We start from the raw sequence: 16,486 nt of genomic DNA, 5'->3' as shown, positions 1-16,486 counted from the left end.
ATCGGTCATCTCGAATACTGAGGATTTGCTCTTGCGCTTGTTTCTCTTGCGTTTGGCTCGAAAGTCATGGATGGTTGAGGTCTGAATCCGAAGGCAAGGTGCCCACCGTCGGGGCTCTTGGGTTCAGATCCCTTGATGTCTTGTTCAACAAGAAGGTCACCTCACCCGGATCGACCTTCGCATACCCATAACGAATCACGACAAGACTCCGGCGTTGTCGCCTCCGAGCCGATCGGTACGACGCGCGCCAGCTCTTCACACTCAAAATAAGTCACCTTTAGGAGGATTTCGCGATGCAACACACCGCGGCAGTGGACCCTGATGGTCGAACGCATGCCTTATCGGTCAGCTCGATCGATTTCGAGTATCCCTGGTCCTGGCTCAGAAAGGGTTGGAGCGACATCCTGGCCGCTCCGGGCTACAGCCTGACCTATGGTTTCGGGATCGCCCTGCTCAGTGTCACCATGACGAGCCTGATGGTGTTCGGCAAGATGACCTTCGTGCTTCCCTTTCTGATTGCGGGCTTCTTTCTCATGGCGCCCTTGATGGCGATCGGTCTCTACCAGATGAGCGCTCATCTGGAGCGCGGGGAGTCGCTCGAGAGCTGTCAGGCGCTCGAGGCGTTCAAACGCAATCAAGGACAGCTCGGCATCGTGACGGGGATTCTCTTCGTCGGGCTCCAGGCCTGGCTGCTGACCTCGGTGCTGCTCGTGGTGTTCTTGTTCAACGATCCTTTCCCGACCTTCGACAACTTCGTTCCCGTGGTCTTTCTCTCCGGTCAGCACAACCTCGTCCTGCTTGCCGTGACGCTGGTTGGTGCCTTCTTCGCCTTCTGCGTCTTTTGCATCAGCGCCATTACCGTGCCCTTGCTCATGGACCGGCATGTGGACGCGTTCACGGCCATGCGCACCAGCACCCAGGCCGTGATGATGAACCTGGGTCCGATGCTGCTCTGGGCGGGGTTGATCGTGCTGGTCGTCGGGGTCGGCTTGGTGACCTTCTACATCGGGCTCTTCCTCGCGATTCCCTTGGTGGGACATGCGAGCTGGCACGCCTACCGCGACTTGGTTCCGCGCCGATAGCCTCTATCAGATCGGCGGGCTGGCCGGGTCGCGCGCCGGCCCGGCAACGTCCCCGTGACCGCCCGTGGCGCCTGTCGCCAACCCCGGCTCTGATCGCCTTGGCTAGTCCGAGTGGGACTCCGGATCAAAACTGTACTCCAGCATCCCGATGTCTCGCGCGAAATGGGTCGCGACCAATTCGGCGGTCGCGTCGCTGTAGTAGGTCCGGTAGTCCCGCGTGCGGTCCTTGGCCTGTCTTGCGTGCGGTAGCGCCGGTCGTTGGATGCCGATACACGCACAGGCGATCGCGAAGTCCTGATGCAGCCGCTCGTAGCGGCCCACGAAGTCGACGATGATCTTCCCGCTGAGGTCGATGAGGTAGTCGGTCTGGAGGGTGATGGAGGTGTCGATGTGATACTGATAGGGCCGTTCCGGGTCGAGCTTCCAGCGCAGAAAGTCCTCGAAGGTCTGATTGCCGCCCAGATAGTGGGGGCGCTCGCGTCGGATGTGGTGAAAAGAGCTGACTTGGAGGTCCCAGGGATTGCGGACGAAGGCGAACTTGAAGAGCGCATCGAAATACTCCCGGGGCAGCAACTCCTGTGCGGCGACGACCTTGGCGTGGCGGGGCAGTTTGCTGGCGATGCGGTGCCCGCTCAAGTGACTGAGCCGACTGCAGAGGAACATGGGGTAGTACCAGGGATCGCGCCAACGCAGCCCCTCCAGGGCGGCGCGGACACTGGTTCCTCCGGTCTTGGCGATATGGACGAAGAGAAAGTTGTACTTGGGTGAAAGCAGCACGCGGGGAGACTCTGAAGACCCTGAGAAGACGGCAGCTCGGCGGGTGCCGAGCCTAGGTGATAGCAATCAGCGAAGCAGGTCGGCGCGAAGCTCCCCTTGGGGCTGTCGGCACGATTGAGCCTGTCGGCACGCGCGCGGGAGTGACGCCCTCGGCGCGATCATCCCGGTCAACCCGCGGCGAGGGCGCCGCTCCCACCGCGTCGAGTTCGGCCGGCATGTCACGCGAGCAGTCAGCGCTCTCCGGACGGCGGCATTCAATCCTTTTCATGCGTCGGCAGGCGGTCCAGGTGGGTGTCTGGCGTGCCGGGAGCATCCCGGCGGTCTTGCGCGGCCTGGTCGCTCCGGCTGCGCTTTCGCGCCCTGGGGTGGGCCTGGTCGTAGACCTGCGCCAGATGCTGAAAGTCCAGATGGGTGTAGATCTGGGTGGTTCCGATGTCGCTGTGACCGAGCAGCTCCTGCACGGCCCTGAGATCTCCGGACGACTCGAGGAGATGCGTCGCAAAGCTGTGTCTGAGCAGATGCGGATGGACTCCGCTGGCTGTGCCTTGCTGCTCGGCCCAGTGTGTCAGGCGTTGCTGCACGGTACGCGGATGGATACGGCGGCCTCGGCTGCTGACGAAGAGGGCTGGCTCGTCCATCGCCGCCAGCAGCCCCCGGACCCGTAGCCAGCGCTCGATGGCTTCGCGTGCCTTGACGCCAACCGGAACGCGACGCGTCTTCGCGCCTTTTCCGACCACGGACAGCTCGCCGTCCACCATGTCGATATCACCCAGGTTCACTGAGATCAGCTCCGCCAGACGCAGTCCGGACGAGTAGAAGAGTTCGATCATGGCGGTGTCGCGGATGACCAAGGTGTCGTCATTCGGCCGATCGAGCAGGGCGCAGAGTTGATCCGCCTCCAGGGTGGACGGCAGTTTGCGCGGACTCTTGGGCGCGCGGACGCCGACGGCGGGATTGGTCTTGGCGCACCCCTCGCGCATCCGCCAACGGTAGTAGCTGCGGATGCTGGAGAGCTCGCGTTGCAGGGTCTTGCCAGAGGCGCCATTGCGATGCCGCCAGGCGATATAGCGTCTGACGGTCGGTTCGTCGAGCTGCTCCAGCGTCTGGTTTCCCTGTTCGGCGAGCCAGGAGGCGACGCGTTCGAGGTCGCTGCGGTAGTTGCTGACCGTGTGCTGGGAGAGCCGGCGCTCGTGGGCGAGGTGGGTGACGAAGCGCGCGAGGCTGCCGGCGGCGTCCGAGTCGCTCATCGGCGTGGCGCGTCAGTGCTGGCTGTCCTGCTCGAGCGGGATGGTTCTGAGCTTGTGACTGACGATCTCTCCGAGCCGGTCGAGGAAGTTCGTGCCCATGTCCGGATGGAAGCGCTCGGGGTCTGCGCTGCCGATGGCGAGCACGCCAGACCTGCCCTCCGCATGGATGGGCACCAGCGCCGCCGTGCGGATACCGCCGCCTGTCTCGCCGAAGAGCAGCCGCGCCTTGGCTTCGGTCAATGGGCCGCAAAGGGTTTGCTGCTTGTCGATGAAGTCGCGGAAGGCGCTGGTCAGGGGATCAGCGTCTCCCTCTGCCGCGGCCGCGAGCGGGAAGAGCTTGAGGGAGACCGCCTCCGCATGGAATTCGCGCACCATGGCCTCGTGAAGCAGATGACGGAGGTGCTCCGGATCGCTCACCGACATAAGGTGAAGCGTCAGGTTGTGCAGGCGCTCTGAGAGTGCCTCGTACTCACGGGCACGCGAGATGAGGTGGGTCAGGCGGTTGCGCTCCGAGTCCAGCTGCTTGCGCAGGACGCGGACCTGATGCTCGATCAAGGAGACCGCGCCAACCCCGGTCAGATGCGGGACTCGTAGGGCGACTAGCAGGTCGCTGTTGCGCTCGAAGAAGTCCGGATGGTTCGACAGATAGTCCGCGACGCGTTTCTCGAGGTCTGGATCCTCGACGGTCGTTTGCTCGGCCTGCTGAGTGTTCACGATAGTCCCCTCATCACTCGATCTCCCCCTGGAATACGGGTATCGCCGGACCCGTCATCCAGACGTTGTGGGCATAACCTTGCCACTCTATCACAAGATCCCCGCCTGGAAGGCTGACCCGCACGCGCGCATCCAGCCGCTCGCGCAAGCGGCCACTGACCACGGCGGCACAGGCGCCAGTCCCGCAGGCCAGGGTCTCCCCGGCCCCGCGCTCGTAGACCCGCAGGCGGATGTGCTGGGGCGAGAGGATCTGCATGAAGCCCGCATTGACCCGCCGCGGGAAGCGCGGATGCGACTCGATGCGCGGGCCGAGTTCCGCGACCGGTGCCTGATCCAGGTCGTCGACGATGAGCACGGCATGCGGGTTGCCCATGGAGACGGCGCCAATCGTCAGCGCCCGACCCTCGATGTCCAGCTCATAGGTCGTGCTCTCGGCCTCCGCCAGAAAGGGGATGCGATCTGGGCGCAGCTCGGGGCGCCCCATATCCACGCGCACCTGGCCGTCCGGCTCCAGATAGAGTCGGATCTTGCCGGCCGCGGTGCCGACCGGAATCTCGTCCTTGTCGGTGAGCCCCTGGTCGCGCACGAAGCGGGCGAAGCAGCGCGCGCCATTGCCGCATTGCTCGACCTCGGAGCCATCGGCGTTGAAGATCCGGTAGTGGAAGTCCGTCTCGGGCAGACGCGGCGGCTCGACCAGCAGGATCTGGTCGCAGCCGATCCCGAAGCGACGGTCGGCGTAACGGCGGATGGTCTCTGGATCGAGATCGATCTGCTGACGAACGGCGTCGAAGACGATGAAGTCGTTCCCGATGCCCTGCATCTTGGTGAAACGCCGCTTCATGCGGGCTGCACGAGCGCTGCGCGGCCCGCCAGGGCTGCACATCCGCCCGCGGGTTGCTCGGATGGCTGCATCACTCGGGTAGCCGCCCCATGACGGCAAGGTGTCGGTCGCTGACGACATTGACCTCCAGTGCCTCGTTCAGTCCAGCCTCGGTGAGCTGTTCCGTGACTTCGGCAGGCTCGAAGGCGGCATAAAGGGAGTTGCGGAAGTCGGTTTTCAGCACCTCCGGTTCCTTTCCCGCATAGGTCTCGACCAGCGCCTCGATCCAGCCGGCCGAGGCCGGTCGCATCAGGTCCATGATCAGGACGATGGCGCCTGGCCGGGCGGCCGCCCGCAGCGTGCGCCAAAGTACCCGCGGGTCATGCAGGTGATGCAGCAGACTGTTGGAGAGGATGAGGTCGTAGTGCGCCTTGGGGAGCTGCTCGGACGGGATGGTGTCGCAGATCAGTCGGCAGCGCTGAGCCACGCCGGGCAGGGCGTCGATGGCCGTTTGGGCGCGGGTGAGCATGGGTTGAGCGCCGTCGAGTGCGTCGCAGTGGGCCTTGGGATAGGCGCGCAGGAAGCGAATGACGATGTCCGCCGGTCCACAGCCCAGGTCGAGTGCGCGGGCGCCATCCAGTGGACCGGGCCCGAGGCGCTTCAGGAGATCGATGAAGAGCGTGTTGGACGCGTTGAAATCCGCGGCGGCGTAAGCGTCCGCTTGCGCGTCCGTGTCCATCAGCTCGGGCTCGAGTCGACGCTTCACGGCAGGCTGCGCTCCCCGGCGAAGAGGCCGGCGACGGTCTCGCGCTCGCGCACGAGATAGGCCTGATCGCCGTCGACCATGACCTCGGCGGTCCTTGGTCGGCTGTTGTAGTTCGAGCTCATGGTGAAGCCGTAGGCGCCGCTGCCGCGCACCGCGAGCAGGTCTCCCTCGTTCAGTGCCAGCATGCGGTCCTTGCCCAGGAAATCGCCGGTTTCGCACACCGGACCGACCAAGTCGTAGCGGGCGACATCCGCATCCGTCTCTTGGACCACGCGGACGATGTCCTGATTGGCCTGGTAGAGGGCGGGGCGCAGCAGGTCATTCATGGCCGCGTCCAGAATGGCGAAATGGCGGTGGTTGTTGTGCTTGAGGTATTCCACGCGCGTCAGGAGGATGCCCGCATTGCCGGCGATGGCGCGCCCCGGCTCCAGGATGACCTCATAGGGACGGTCGGCGAGCTGGTAGCTCAAGGCGGCGGCATAGGCCGCGGGCTCCGGGGGGTGCTCCTCGCGGTAGCGGATGCCGAGTCCGCCGCCCAGGTCGAGGTGCTTGATGGCGATGCCCGAGGCGCAGAGTCGGTCCGCGAGGTCCAGGACGCGCCCGAGGGCATCGATGAAGGGCGCCAGGTCCGTGAGCTGCGAGCCGATGTGACAGTCGATGCCCACGACCTGCAGATTCGGCATGGCCGCGGCCAAGGCGTAGACGGATTCGGCCGCGTGGATGTCGATGCCGAACTTGTTCTCCTTGAGCCCCGTGGCGATGTAGGGGTGCGTCTGGGCGTCGACGTCCGGGTTGACGCGCAGCGACACCGGGGCCTTGACGCCTAGCTCGCCGGCAATGCGGTCGACGCGGAGCAGTTCGGATTCGGATTCCACGTTGAAACAGCGGATGCCGACCTCCAGGGCGCGGCGGATCTCGTCCTCGCGCTTGCCGACGCCGGAGAAGATGACCTTGCCTGGGTCGCCGCCAGCGGCCAGGACGCGTTCGAGCTCGCCCACCGAGACGATGTCGAACCCGGACCCCAGGCGGGCCAGGACATTCAGCACGGCCAGGTTGGCGTTGGCCTTGACCGCGAAGCAGATGAGGTGTGGGTGATCCTTGAAGGCGCGGTCGAAGGCGCGCCAATGGCGTTCAAGTGTGGCCCTCGAATAGATGTAGCAGGGCGTGCCGAAGCGCTCGGCGATGTCTGGAAGGGGTACATCCTCGGCGTGGATGACACCGTCGCGGTCGTTGAAATAGTCCATGCGGTGCTGGGACGAAGCTCACGATGATGGTTGGGCGGCGTGGCCACCGGCGTCTGCCGGGGGTGCCGGTATGCCCGGAATGTCCTCACCCCGTGACGCGGGCGTCGGCGGGGGCGGTTCCGGAAGGTAGAGATCCCCCCTCTGACCGCAGGCGTTGAGCATGCTCAGGGCCCCGAGCGCGACGACGACGAGAATGAAGAGCGTTCTGGCCCAGCAGAGCATGATGCGCCTCGCAAGGAGAGGGTCGAAAGCGCCGAGTATACATGGTCGGCAGCGGCTTGGCTGATGCGCCAAAGCCATTGCCAGGAGGCCCGCGGCAGCGGTTCTCCGCCGTTATTGCGCGGGTGCCGTGGTCTCGGCGGCGAAGCGCGCGGCCGGCTTGCCGTCCTTGTCCGAGAGCATCAACTGAGCCCCTTCGATGCGATAGCTCGCGACCCGGCCCAAGGCGGCGGCGTAGGCGCCGGCCTGTTCGGCCCTGTCCTTGCCGGCTTTGCACGCCATGCGGGTCGTTGCGATGGGGCCGATGGCGAGCCTGTCGCCTTCGAGCGTGTAGCCGCTCATGTACCTGTTACAGCCGTCGTGGCCGCTGAGTCGACCTTGGCCGTCCAGCACCAGGCTGATGCCTGTTCCCGCGATGGGCGTGACCATCGCGTGCTTGCCGTTGTTATAGGTGCTCAACTTCCAGGTGCGGCCGGCGAGCGGCGTCGTCGTCGGCAGGCTGAAGCGAAGCAGCACCTCGCCTTGAGCGTCGCGCAGCTCCAATGCTTCGCCGTCGCGGCTCGCGGTGGCGACCTTCCTGAGGGCCTGGATCACTGCCTTTTCCTGCTCCATGACGGGTAGCGGGCAACCCATCCGCGTCAAGGCAAGGCCTGTCCCCAGGGTCAGGATGCTGCCATCGAGGGTGTAGGAGCCGGTCAAGCGGTTGCAGCCGGTGCCGCCGGACAGCGCGCCCTCGGCGAACTTGAAGCGGGCCGGTCTGGCTTGTGCGACGACGTCGACGAGACCGCCGGACGCGCGGTATTGGACCAGTTGCCAGGTCGGTCCTTCGAGCTGGACGTTGGGTGCCGGTGCCGCCTCTGGCGCCGGCGACGCGGCGATGGGAATCTCGGGCTCGGCGGCTGGAAGCGCCGTCGCGAGGCTCATGAGTGAAACGGCGAAGACGATAGGGGTATGACGCATGACATGCTCTCCGAAGTAGGAGATCCCGGGTCTCGACTCCCTGATCTCTCGTAGATGACAGGATCTGGCGATGGCTCGCTCGATCTGTCCGTGAATCGCTCTGTCCGTGACGCGAGCTGCCGACGCCGGGATGCGGCGGGGTCCGTGCAGCTGGGCGCGCCGCCGTGGTCTCTGGTGCGCCGGCAACGGATGTCGTCGCTGCCGTGTCGACCGCAAGTTCGGTTGCCAAATAGCGGCCGCTCTCTACAATTGGGCGCTTTTTCGGGTTCCGATGCCAATGCCAGACGCCAGCAACGCCAACCCGCTCGTTTCGATCGTCATCCGCACCAAGGACAGGCGCGAGACGCTCGACTACGCGCTCGCCTCCTGCGTTGCGCAGAGGTATCGGCCGCTCGAGATCGTCGTCGTCAACGATGGCGGCGGAGACATGTCCGACCTTGTGGGGCCGATTGCGGGCCTTCGCGATATCAAGGTCCAGCACCTCGTCCATTCGGTCAGTCGGGGCCGTTGCCACGCGGGCAATGCGGGGCTGGATGCAGCCAGCGGCCGGCTCCTGATCTTCCTCGATGACGACGACTGGCTCGAGCCCGAGCACATCGGCGCCTTGGCCGATGTGCTCAGTCGGCGTCCGGATGTCATGGCCGCCTATGCCGGGGTTCGTTATCGCGAATCGCCCGACGCCGAGGACATCGCGCTCCTCAATGATCCCTACGACCCGGTTGCGCAGCGCCTCGAGAATCATATCCCGATTCATGCGGTGCTCTTTCGGCGTGAACTCCTCGGGCTTGGCTGCCGATTGGATCCGGCCTTGGATGTCTTCGAGGACTGGGACTTCTGGCTCCAATGCGCCGAGTTTACCGATTTCGTGCATCTGGACCAGGTGTCTGCCGGTTACCGCGCGGGAGGTGGCTCCAACGCGGGTTGGGGGCAGAGTGCCGAGCGCGTCGCCCAGGCCCGCCAGCGGCTGCTCGCCAAGTGGAAGGCGCGTTGGAGCGCGGAGCAGCTCGATGCGGCCTTGCGGCTGCCGCAGGAGCGGCTCGGCAAGGCGATGGAGGCGCATCGGCAGCTGCACGAGGAGCACGAGGCACTGCTCGCCGCGCATGATCGGCTCAACGCGGACCACGCTCGACTCCACCAGGAGTTCCGCAGCCGCGACGACGCCTATCGCATCGTCTCCGGGGCACTCGAAGCGCTCCAGGCCAAGCACACTGACCTCATCCAGGCGCATCAGGGGCTTGAGCACTTGCACGATGATCTGTTGGAGAAACACCGCGATCTCGACCAGGAGTACCATGATCTGCGATTCGCGCAGGGCGAACTGCACGAAGCCTTCAAACGCACCGACTACCTCTATCGCGAGGCGGCCGAAGCCTACCGCGCCACGCTGGCCTCGACCAGTTGGCGCGTGACGCTCCCGATTCGTGTGGTCAGCCAGGGGATGCAGCGTGTCAAGGCGCGGGGCAGGGCTGCGCTGGGTCCGCTGCCGGCGCTCCTGGCGAGCGCCTCGGATGCGGCGCGTCTGAGCGGCGGGTGGCGGCGGCTCTTGGTCAAGCTCGTCAGCCGCGTTCGACGCGATGGTCTTGGCGGGTCGATTCGGCGGGTAGGTTTCCACATGCAGCGAAGGTCGCCGCGCGCGGCCCCCGCGATGCTCACCCTGGACAGTCCGCCCTATTGTCCTTCCGAGATGCAGATGGCGGCGCTGCCGACCCTGCGATGCGGCATCATGGCGCATGTCTTCTTCGTCGATCTGTTTCCGGAGCTCTGCCGCTATCTGGCCAAGATGCCGGTTGCCTACCACTTGATGGTCTCCGTCTCTTCGCAGGCCGACCGCGAGCGGGTGCTCGGCCAGCGCGCCCTGCTTGGCGACAAGGCGCAGCTGACGGTGAAGGTTCTGCCGAACCGTGGGCGCGACATCGCCCCGCTGATCGTCGGATTCCGCGAAGAGATCGCCGCGCTCGACGTGGTCGGTCACATCCACACCAAGCGGTCCAGCTACACCGGATCTCCTCAGTTCGGCGAGGATTGGCGTCGCTATCTGCTGGAGTCCATGCTCGGCGACGAGACGCGGTTCCGTGCGGTGCTCGCGCAGTTCGCCGTCGACGCCTCGGTCGGCCTCATCTACCCGGAGACCTTTCCCGGCCTGCCCTATTGGGCGCATACCTGGCTTTCGAACCGCGCGCACGCCGAGGCGCTTCTCGGCAGGCTCGGTTTCACGGACGTCGATTTCGGCCAGTACATCGACTATCCCGCCGGCTCCATGTTCTGGGCCAGGACGCAGGCGCTGCGGCCCTTGCTCGATCTTGGGCTCGGCCTCTCGGATTTCCCGCCGGAAGAGGGCCAGACAGACAATACGCTGCACCATGCCATCGAACGCTGTCTGACGTTTTCGGCCCAGGCGGCCGGATTGACGCGGCGGCTGCTCTTCTGCGAGCAAGGGCGGCATTGCTTGCGCTCATTCAGCCCCTTCGTGCTGAGCCACTATGCCCCCCATGCCCTGGCCGAGCGGATCCGGCTGGGATGTGCCGACGCGCCGCTCGTCTCCTTCGATCTCTTCGATACCCTGATCCTGAGACCCTTCGCGCGGCCGGAGGCTGTCTTCTGGATGCTGGAGGAAGAGGTCGCGCGGGACTATGGCATCCCCGACTTCACGGCGAGACGCCGCCAAGCCGAGGCCATGGCGCGGGCGGTCCTCGAGCCGGGTCAGGATGTCGCGGTGGAGGCGATCTATCGGGCGCTGGCGCAGATGTTGAAGCTCGACGAGGCGCGCGCGCAGGCCCTGTTGCAGCTTGAGGTCACGACCGAGCAGGGGCTGTTCGTCGTCAATCCGGTGGCGGCGGATGCCTTGAAGGCGCTCGATCGGGCCGGGCGGCGGTTGATCCTGGTCTCCGATATGTACCTCGGCGAGGCGCATCTTCGGCCAGTGCTCGCGCGGCTCGGCTTGGATGTCTTCGATCGGCTCTATGTCTCCGCGGATACGGGGCGCAGGAAAGACCGCGGGGATATCTGGGAGCATGTGCTCCAGCGGGAAGACGTCGCGCAATCACAGCTGCAGCATGTGGGCGACAATGAGCATTCGGATGTTCAAGTCCTGGTCGATCGCGGCTTCCCGCACCCGGTGCATGTGATGCGCCCCGCCGCGCTCTTGGGGATCCTGCCTGGCGGGCAGGCCTTCATCAGGTGCTTCCGCGAACGCCCCTCATGGCGCAATGAGCTGATCCTGGGTCTGGTCGCCAATCGGGTCAATCGCCACCTCACGACCACGCCGGAGCCGACGCATCGACCCTTTGCCGACCCCGATGTCTTTGGCTACGGGATCATTGGTCCCATCGTCTTCGTCTTCATGGCCTGGTTGATCCGACGGCTTCAGGAGGACGGGGCGACCTCGGCCAGGTTCCTCAGCCGCGAGGGTTGGTTGCTGGAGCGTCTCTATGGCGCCATGCGGTCTCATCCCGCTGTGAGCGCAGTGGCCCCGGACCTGCCCGCGGGGGTCTATTGCTATTGCTCGCGCAGTGTCGTCGGTTTGGCCGCGATCCGGGACGAAGCGGACTTGGCGCTCCTGCTGGCGGCGCACTATGACGGGTCGTTTCGACAGCTGCTGACCGCGCGGTTCGGTCTCCTGGATGTCGAGGATATCGCTGCCAAGCTCGGCGAGGAGGTCCTGGATGAGAACCTGCGTCTCCCAGAGGATCACCATCGGATCCAAGTCCTACTGCGAGATTGCCTGCCCGAGTTGCTCAAGGCATCGGCGGTTCTGCGCGCGGCCGTGCGGGACTACTGGGCCGGGCTCGGCTGCGCCGAGGATCAGCGTCCCGCCATCATCGACATCGGCTACTCGGGTACGATCCAGCTGGCCCTGATGCAGGTCCTCGAGCAGCCGCTCAGTGGATACTATGCCGTGACCAATACTTCGGCGGGCCGGGTGTTGGACGGCGGGGGAGGGTGTGCGTCCTGCTTCGGTCACCTGCTGCCGCTCGAACGCATGGATCGCGAGGCGATTCACCGTTATGCCTTGGTCCTGGAGGCCGTGCTGACCTCGCCCGAGGGGCAGCTGGGCGGATTCGAGCGCCGTGATGGCCGGGTCATGCCGGTCTTCAAGCCGGGAGGTGCGTCGCAGCGCAGTTTCCCGACCTTGGAGCGGATTCACGAGGGGGCGTTGCGATTCTGTGTGGACGTCCTGGATGCGGTCGGCTCAGCCGCCCTCCGGGGAGACTGGGATCTCCGGGCCGTGTCTGGGCTGCTGCCGCTGATCGTCGATCGCCATCTGGATATTGGCGCCTTGTCGCAGGCCTTGTCGGTCGAAGACCAATATTGTGGGAATCAGGAGCTATCGGTGCTGGATTTCTATGACCGCCAGCGCATGGCATCAGGTCGGCTCTGATGCGGCGTCCGGCGTTTCGCGCCCAGATCGCCCCCTGATGGAGCCAAGCCGCGTTGCCGTCATCATCGTGGACTATCACGCCGGCGATCTTCTGACGGCGTGCCTCAACGGTCTGGCCCAGCAGACGCGGGTGCCGGAGCGCGTGATCCTGGTGGACAATGGCGGGGCGGAGGAGGCCCTGCCCGCGCTGGAGCGACGCCCTGAGATCGAGCTCATCCAGCCAGGGCACAACACGGGGTTTGCGCAGGGAAACAATCTCGCGCTCACCCGAACGGCCGACTGCGATTGGATCGCCCTGCTCAACCCCGATGCCGTGCCGGATCCGGATTGGCTGGAGCAGCTCTTGTCTGCGGCGGACCAGCATCCGGAGTGCGGTGCCTTCGGGAGCCGCATGTACACGGATGCAAGCCGCCGCCATTTGGACGGCAGCGGGGACGTCATGCACATCTCTGGCCTGGTCTGGAGGCGGGATCATGGGCGCCGAGCTGCCGACTGGCGGCTCGAGGCGGACGAGGTGTTCTCACCGTGCGCGGCCGCGGCCCTCTATCGGCGCGATCTCTTCGCGCGTCTGGGTGGCTTCGACGAGGAGTTCTTCTGCTATACGGAAGACGTCGATCTAGGTTTTCGGATGCGCTTGGCCGGATACCGCTGTCGGTACGTTCCCCTGGCTCAGGTCGTTCATCAGGGCTCAGCCTTGACCGGCGTCAGGAGCGATTTCGCCCTCTACCACGGCCACCGCAACATCCTCTGGCTGTTCGTGAAGAACATGCCTTTGCCGCTGCTGCTGGCGCTTCTGCCGATCCACCTGCTCATGCACCTTGCGGTCGTGCTGCGCTATCTGCCCGATGGGCGTGGCGCCGTTTTGTGGCGGGCCAAGCGGGATGCCTTGGCGGGGCTTGCGAGGAATTGGCGTAAACGTCGCCAGATCCAGTCCCAGCGCCGCATCGGCCTCTTGCCCCTGTTGCGGGCGATGTCGCTCTGGTGAAGTCGGGTTTCCAAAGTGTGGGTGATCCGTGGTATATCCGCCCTCTCCGCACCCTCGAGCGTCCCATGGCGGCAGTCGCGAGGGGCTTGGTCTCGTACTTTTCCCCGAAGATTGGTCCGGTGACAGAGACTCAGATGTCTAGATTCAAGTCCGCCGCCTCTTGGTCGACGCTCGCATCCTGTCTTTTACTGGGATTGGTCTATGCATCCTGCGCGGTGGGCGATGTGCCGGATCCGCTCGGTTTGGAGCAGGCGCTCAGAAGCCTCGACGACCACTCCGGGTCCACGGCATCGGCCGACATGCGCGTGCCCGTCTCGCGTCGCCCACCGCTCTATCTGGACTGTCAGCAACTGGCCTTCGCGAGCGGCTCGGGCGCTGAGGCCGAGAGCGACGCTGGGCTGCGTGCGCTGCTGAAACCCGCCGCGGCCCAACGTCTGGAGGTCGTGGAGCGGTTCTTCGATGTCCTGCTGGCGGACTTCAGTTTTTCGAGCGAGAGCGAAGCCATGGCGGTCGCCTATGTGCAATTCGATCGGGCAGCCGCGCGCCGGGACTTGGGTCAGCTCTCGGAGCTTCGCGTGCTCGAGCTTGAGGCCGTCTATCAAGATTTGCTGCATCGACGCACGGCCAGTGAGCTGAGTCAGCAATTGACGCGCTCACGTCTTGCTCGGGCGCTTGGCCACCCGGAGGACTTGCCTCGGACCCTCGCGGATCCCGTCTTGCCTGCGCTCCCCGAGCCCTTGCCGACGACTGATGACTGGCTGAAGGCGGCGCTCGAGGCTGAGCGCCTCGTCATGCCAGACCCTGCACTGCAGCCGAGCGACCTGCCGCTGTTCGAGTCGGAGCTGCGCCAGGAGATCACCGAACTGCTCTTGCGCCTGAAGGCCTTGGCGGCCGCGAGACGCAGCCTGAGCGTCGAGTCGGCGTGGCGAGATCTGAAGCTGGATGAGAGCCGGACCCTCTACGAGCTCGAAGTCACGGCTGATCTCGGTTACTCCATGAGTCAGCAGACGCACGCGCGCATGCGGGAGCAGCAGATCCAGTACTGTCAGGCGCTCACCTGGACTGGTCTGCACGAGCTCGTGGGTCAGCCGCTTTGGATCGGTCAGACTGGGAGCCCCTAGCCCATGTATCGATGGTTGTTGTTGCCCCTGATGTGTGCGATTGCCACCCCGGCCGCGGCTGCGCAGGCCCTGAAGGGCTGGCTGGAATGGGTTCATGAAGTCGAGATGCGCGTGCTCGAGAACGGCGTCGTCGAAGAGGTCGCCGTCAGTGCCGGGCAGCACGTCAAGCAGGGCGAGCTGCTCCTGCGGATGGATCAGCGCGAGGCCCGCGCCCAGCTCCTGGAAGCGCGCGCGCGGGTCGCACGCGCGCGGGCCGCGGGTGAGAAGGCGCAACGCGAGCTGAGTCGAGGTCAGGAGCTGTTCGATCGCGGCCTCATTGCCATCGAGGAGCTGAAGGACGCCGAGCTTGCTCAGATCGCCGCCGTCGCCGAGGAGGAGGCCGCCAAGGCGTCCGAAGCCTCCGCGCAAGTCGCTCTGGAGCATACCGAGCTGAGGGCGCCATTCGCTGGCATCATCGTGGCCCGAGATGCATGGAACGGGGCCGTCATCTATAAGACACTGCAGCAGGAGCCGCTCATCGTCATCGCGCCGGACGATCGCATGCTGGCGCGCGCCCTGGTCACGGCGACCGTTTTGCGGCAGTTCAAGCCGGGGCAGCCTATCCAGGTCAAGGTTGGCGGTGCGGTTCGTCAAGGCCGCGTCTACAGCCTGGGTGTCCAGGCGGTGCGGGTCGAACTCGAAGGTGCGGTCTACTATCTTGACGTCATCTTTGACATCAAGTCCTCCGAGATACTGCGCCCCTCGGAGACCGTGCAGCTCATGGTCCCCTGAGCAGTATTCCAGACATTACGAACACCGCGGCGCGGTTGCCGCGAAGGCGAACCGAATGCAATTTATCGACTTGAAAGCACAATACGCCCGGATCGAGTCCGAGGTGCGGGCGAGAATCGACGCCGTCCTGAGTCACGGCCAATACATCATGGGGCCGGAAGTCGGCGAGCTTGAAGAGCGCCTTGCCACCTTCGTCGGCGTCCGTCATTGCGTGGGCCTCTCCAGCGGGACGGACGCACTGCTGGCGGCCATGATGGCGCTGGAAATCGGCAGGGGGGACGAGGTCATCACCACGCCCTTCACCTTCATCGCGACGGGCGAGATGATTGCCCTGCTCGGGGCGCGGCCGGTGTTCGTCGATATCGACCCGGTGACCTACAACCTGGACCCCAGCAAGCTGGAAGCGGCCATCACCGGCAGGACGCGGGCCATCATGCCCGTGTCGCTCTATGGGCAATGCGCCGATATGGATGCCATCAATGCCGTGGCCGACGCCCATCGCATCGCTGTGATCGAAGATGCTGCCCAGAGCTTCGGCGCCAGTGATCGTGGTCGCCGTTCCTGCAGTCTCTCCAAGATCGGCTGCACCTCCTTCTTTCCCGCAAAGCCGCTCGGTGCCTATGGGGACGCTGGCGCCTGTTTCACCGATGACGACGATCTCGCCAAGGCGCTGCGCGAGATTCGCAATCACGGTCAGGACCGGCGCTACCACCATCCGCGGCTGGGCTTGAACGGGCGCCTGGACACCATGCAGGCAGCCGTGTTGCTGGCCAAGCTCGACATTTTTCCGGCGGAGGTCGAGGCGCGAGCGCGGCTGGGTGCGCGCTACACCGAGCTGTTGAATGCGCGGGGCGCGGTCTCGACTGACATTGGCGGGGCGGCTGTCCTCACGCCATTCGTCCCGGCTGACAGCGTGTCCGTCTATGCGCAATACACGCTGCAAGTTCGTGACCGAGAGGGCGTGGCTCAGAAGCTGCATGAGCTTGGCGTGCCGACGGCGATTCACTATCCCATTCCGTTGAACGACCAGCCGGTCTTCCACGTCGGATTTCCAAGCACCGGGACGCCGGTCAGTGCAGATATCGCGACCCGTGTCCTGAGTCTGCCGATGCATCCCTATCTGACCGAAGAGGTGCAGCTTCAGGTCGTCGATGCGGTCGCCACGGCGACTGGACTGGCGTCTGCGGGCTAAGAGCCGAGCACATTTACCAGGTTGGCAAGCGTCGTTTTGCGCGGATTCGTCTTGTATGAGGTGTTGGACTTTTCTGTGCGGGGTGGTCTGTAAAAAGGGCTTGACGTGTTCTATGGTTTCGCTAGAATGCGCGGCTCCTTCGGGAGGAAGGGATATTGAGGGGTTGCGAGGGAGTGAGCTGATTCGGGGATTGGATCGGCGGCGAGAAAA

General features: G+C 65.0%; 14 protein-coding genes. 6 read left to right on the top strand and 8 right to left on the bottom strand.

All coding sequences use genetic code 11. The features are described from left to right. Nucleotides 1–293: 293 nt before the first annotated feature. Nucleotides 294–1,082, top strand: a complete 789-nt coding sequence (locus CKO23_RS18765) for a DUF2189 domain-containing protein (RefSeq protein WP_200333376.1) — start codon at nt 294–296, stop codon at nt 1,080–1,082. A 102-nt stretch (nt 1,083–1,184) separates the two neighbouring features. On the opposite strand, the gene CKO23_RS18760 is transcribed toward CKO23_RS18765, so the two are convergent. The 8 genes from CKO23_RS18760 to CKO23_RS18725 all read right to left on the bottom strand — a co-directional run bounded on the left by CKO23_RS18760 (nt 1,185) and on the right by CKO23_RS18725 (nt 7,829). After that, nucleotides 1,185–1,859, bottom strand: a complete 675-nt coding sequence (locus tag CKO23_RS18760; RefSeq protein WP_200333374.1) for a sulfotransferase family 2 domain-containing protein — start codon at nt 1,857–1,859, stop codon at nt 1,185–1,187. A 254-nt stretch (nt 1,860–2,113) separates the two neighbouring features. After that, on the bottom strand, nt 2,114–3,106 hold the full coding sequence (gene xerC, locus CKO23_RS18755) for a tyrosine recombinase XerC (RefSeq protein WP_200333366.1): 993 nt from the start codon (nt 3,104–3,106) through the stop codon (nt 2,114–2,116). 12 nt (nt 3,107–3,118) lie between these two features. Continuing rightward, a complete protein-coding gene (locus tag CKO23_RS18750; protein ID WP_200333364.1) occupies nt 3,119–3,820 on the bottom strand; it encodes a DUF484 family protein in 702 nt (233 codons plus the stop codon). Between the two features lie 13 nt (nt 3,821–3,833). Further along, entirely contained in the window at nt 3,834–4,661 is an 828-nt protein-coding gene (gene dapF / locus CKO23_RS18745; RefSeq protein ID WP_200333362.1) for a diaminopimelate epimerase, read from the bottom strand. Nucleotides 4,662–4,731: 70 nt separating this feature from the next. Then, a complete protein-coding gene (locus tag CKO23_RS18740; RefSeq protein WP_200333360.1) occupies nt 4,732–5,406 on the bottom strand; it encodes a methyltransferase in 675 nt (224 codons plus the stop codon). Beyond that, on the bottom strand, nt 5,403–6,650 hold the full coding sequence (lysA, locus tag CKO23_RS18735) for a diaminopimelate decarboxylase (protein WP_200333358.1): 1,248 nt from the start codon (nt 6,648–6,650) through the stop codon (nt 5,403–5,405). Before lysA ends, CKO23_RS18740 begins: the two co-directional genes overlap by 4 nt. An 18-nt stretch (nt 6,651–6,668) precedes the next feature. Continuing rightward, nucleotides 6,669–6,872: an LPS translocon maturation chaperone LptM gene (lptM, locus tag CKO23_RS18730; RefSeq protein ID WP_200333356.1), complete on the bottom strand. Its 204-nt coding sequence runs from the start codon at nt 6,870–6,872 to the stop codon at nt 6,669–6,671. A gap of 111 nt (nt 6,873–6,983) precedes the next feature. After that, a complete protein-coding gene (locus CKO23_RS18725) occupies nt 6,984–7,829 on the bottom strand; it encodes an META domain-containing protein (protein ID WP_200333348.1) in 846 nt (281 codons plus the stop codon). A gap of 277 nt (nt 7,830–8,106) precedes the next feature. On the opposite strand from CKO23_RS18725, the gene CKO23_RS18720 reads away from it, so the two are divergent. From CKO23_RS18720 to CKO23_RS18700, 5 genes are all read left to right on the top strand, one after another. Then, nucleotides 8,107–12,207, top strand: coding sequence for a rhamnan synthesis F family protein (locus CKO23_RS18720; protein ID WP_200333347.1), 4,101 nt, complete (start codon nt 8,107–8,109; stop codon nt 12,205–12,207). Nucleotides 12,208–12,244: 37 nt separating this feature from the next. Further along, nucleotides 12,245–13,192 (top strand): glycosyltransferase family 2 protein, encoded by a 948-nt coding sequence (locus tag CKO23_RS18715; protein ID WP_200333346.1) that lies wholly within the window; start codon nt 12,245–12,247, stop codon nt 13,190–13,192. A 134-nt stretch (nt 13,193–13,326) separates the two neighbouring features. After that, a complete protein-coding gene (locus CKO23_RS18710; protein WP_242482558.1) occupies nt 13,327–14,313 on the top strand; it encodes a hypothetical protein in 987 nt (328 codons plus the stop codon). 3 nt (nt 14,314–14,316) lie between these two features. After that, on the top strand, nt 14,317–15,084 hold the full coding sequence (locus tag CKO23_RS18705) for an efflux RND transporter periplasmic adaptor subunit (RefSeq protein ID WP_200333345.1): 768 nt from the start codon (nt 14,317–14,319) through the stop codon (nt 15,082–15,084). A 55-nt stretch (nt 15,085–15,139) separates the two neighbouring features. Further along, complete coding sequence (locus CKO23_RS18700) at nt 15,140–16,276, top strand: DegT/DnrJ/EryC1/StrS family aminotransferase (RefSeq protein WP_200333344.1); 1,137 nt, start codon at nt 15,140–15,142, stop codon at nt 16,274–16,276. The last annotated feature ends 210 nt before the right edge of the window (nt 16,277–16,486 follow it).

It is taken from the genome of Thiocystis violacea (genome assembly GCF_016583565.1).
Taxonomy (GTDB): domain Bacteria; phylum Pseudomonadota; class Gammaproteobacteria; order Chromatiales; family Chromatiaceae; genus Thiorhodococcus; species Thiorhodococcus violaceus_A.
This window is presented reverse-complemented; position numbering and strand designations above follow the sequence as displayed.